This is a genomic window from Bradyrhizobium sp. (assembly GCF_030697065.1).
Lineage (GTDB): Bacteria > Pseudomonadota > Alphaproteobacteria > Rhizobiales > Xanthobacteraceae > Bradyrhizobium.
On record NZ_JAUYQU010000043.1, the window covers coordinates 1 to 2,289 of the forward strand.

General features: G+C 64.4%; 2 protein-coding genes and 1 other RNA gene. 2 read left to right on the forward strand and 1 reads right to left on the reverse strand.

The genetic code is table 11. The features are described 5' to 3' along the window. Positions 1-829: heavy metal translocating P-type ATPase (locus Q8R73_RS03005; protein WP_305718069.1), on the forward strand; the 829-nt coding region annotated here is incomplete at its 5' end. A gap of 165 nt (positions 830-994) precedes the next feature. On the opposite strand, the gene Q8R73_RS03010 is transcribed toward Q8R73_RS03005, so the two are convergent. Further along, complete coding sequence (locus Q8R73_RS03010; protein ID WP_305718070.1) at positions 995-1,417, reverse strand: hypothetical protein; 423 nt, start codon at positions 1,415-1,417, stop codon at positions 995-997. 142 nt (positions 1,418-1,559) lie between these two features. On the opposite strand from Q8R73_RS03010, the gene rnpB reads away from it, so the two are divergent. Beyond that, positions 1,560-1,991, forward strand: an RNA gene (rnpB, locus tag Q8R73_RS03015) — RNase P RNA component class A. Positions 1,992-2,289 lie beyond the last annotated feature (298 nt).

The window sequence follows — 2,289 nt, forward strand, 5'->3', positions numbered from 1 at the left end:
CGACAAGGTCGACGCGGTGCGCTCGGAGCAGCGGCTGCATCCGACCATCATGGTCGGCGACGGCATCAACGACGCTCCGGCGCTGGCGGCGGCCGATGTCGGAATCGCGCTCGGCGCCCGCGGCGCCAGCGCCTCGTCCGAAGCCGCCGACGTGGTGATCCTCGCCGACCGTCTCGACCGCGTCGGCGAGGCGATCGCGATCGCGCAACGCGCGCGGCGGATCGCGGTCCAGAGCATCGTCGCGGGCATGACGCTGTCGATCCTCGCCATGCTGGCGGCGACCGTCGGCTGGCTGCAGCCGGTGCCGGCGGCGCTGGTCCAGGAAGTGATCGACGTCGCCGTGATCCTCAATGCGCTGCGCGCGCTGAGCCCGGGCTACGGCCGCTCCGGCCGGACCATGACCGCCGCGACCGGACGCCAGTTGCGCAGCGATCACCTCACCCTGATCGGCCATCTCGACCGCCTGCGATCGATCGTCGATGCGCTCGACGATGCCGTCCCGGAGGACGCGGCAGCCCTGATCGCCGAGGCCAACATGGTGGTGCAGGACCAGGTGGTCGCCCACGAGCGCGACGACGAGGGCCATGTCTATCCGCAACTCGCCAAGGTGCTGCGGGAGAGCCACGGCCTCTCCGCCATGAGCCGGGCGCACCGCGAGATCCTGCATCTTTCCCGCCTGCTCGGCCGCGTTGCCGGGGACCTGCCGTCGGAAAAGGTCGACCGCTATCTGGTCCGCGACGCCCAGCGCCTGATCGAGGCGGTCGAGACGCTGGTGCGGCTGCACACCGCGCAGGAGGAAGACATCTACGAGGCGGTGGCGGCGCGGTAGGCGCAGCCGGTTTCCGAATGAAGGCTCCACCAAAATATCGAAAACAACCCCATGCAATGGGTGCGAACCATAAAATAAAGGTAATTAAATACCTTCGTTCGTAGACCCGCGCCACGCAACGCTGCAACAGGTTTTGCGATTCAAGTTTACCGGGCAACTACGCCCTCAGCGCCTGATCTCCGTGATCGCCACCTTGACGGCCGAGCCCTCCTTGAAGATGCGATAATCGTATTCGACGGTTCCGCCGGCCGACAAGGCCAGGTTCGCCGTGCAGATCGTCTCCGCATCCGATGCCGAAACCTGCTTGATGAAGTTGTACTTCGACGCGTTGAACTTGTTCTGCTTGTTGAGGTTGGAGAGCGTATCGCGCGTGGTCTTGGCATCGCAGGCCGGGATGCTGCCGATGCTGCCGAGTTTGCCGATCAGCCCCACGCCGGTGGCCAGCAAGGTGATGGCGATGCAGGCATACAGAAAATAGCGCAACCATTTCGGCCCGGTCCGCGCCGCATTGGCCATGGCCGCGCTGCCGACGACACCGGACACGGTGGAACCGTAATTCGGCGACGCCAGATCCTTTTGATTATCCATGATCAAATCCCCATCAATAAAGCGCGGACTTTAGAGCAACCTGTACGGCTGGCAATGTGGTCTCCCGGATCACCAATTCTCGGCCGACGCCGCTGCGGTTATCCGCTTGACGCGGTGTCCATCAGCCCCCATCACAGGGCCGTCAGTCGGCCGGACGGCCGCTCCCGCTATGGTCGAAAGGCTGCGGGAGAGGAAAGTCCGGGCTCCATCGACATACGGTGCCGGATAACGTCCGGCGGGGGCGACCCCAGGGACAGTGCCACAGAGAACGAACCGCCCGCCTGCGCCCTTCGGGGCTTCGGCGTGGTAAGGGTGAAAAGGTGCGGTAAGAGCGCACCGCGGGTCCGGCAACGGAAACGGCATGGCAAACCACACCGGGAGCAAAACCGAATAGGGACGGCAACGCGGGATGTTCGCTGAAGAGCGATAACTCCGCAGGGCGATGTCAGGCTCGCTGTCCGGGTAGGTTGCTCGAGGCCATGTGCGAACATGGTCCCAGAGGAATGGCCGTCACGTATCGTCCACGCAAGTGGATGGTGCCCTACAAAACCCGGCTTACAGGCCGGCTGATATCTTTGCCAATGAGGGGTTCGGCGTAACGCGCCGGACCCCTCGCCAATTTTGAATGGTACGACGCGTGGCGGCGACGCGCGCCCGGAAAGAAACCGGGGCTCAGAAGGGCGGCCGCCACAATCAACACTGTCATCGCCCGGCTTGACCGGGCGATCCAGTACGCTGCGGCTTCTCGATTTATCTCAAACGCCGCTGGGATACTGGGTCGCCCGGTCAAGCCGGGCGATGACACCGGTATTTGGGCAAGCGGCGCAGCGTCGGCCTCGAGGCTTCAATCCCGCCTGAACCTGTAGTCGAAC

Excerpts from the sequence above, each read along its gene's own strand:
- Q8R73_RS03010 (WP_305718070.1), bottom strand. The coding sequence starts at position 1,417 with ATGGATAATCAAAAGGATCTGGCGTCGCCGAATTACGGTTCCACCGTG.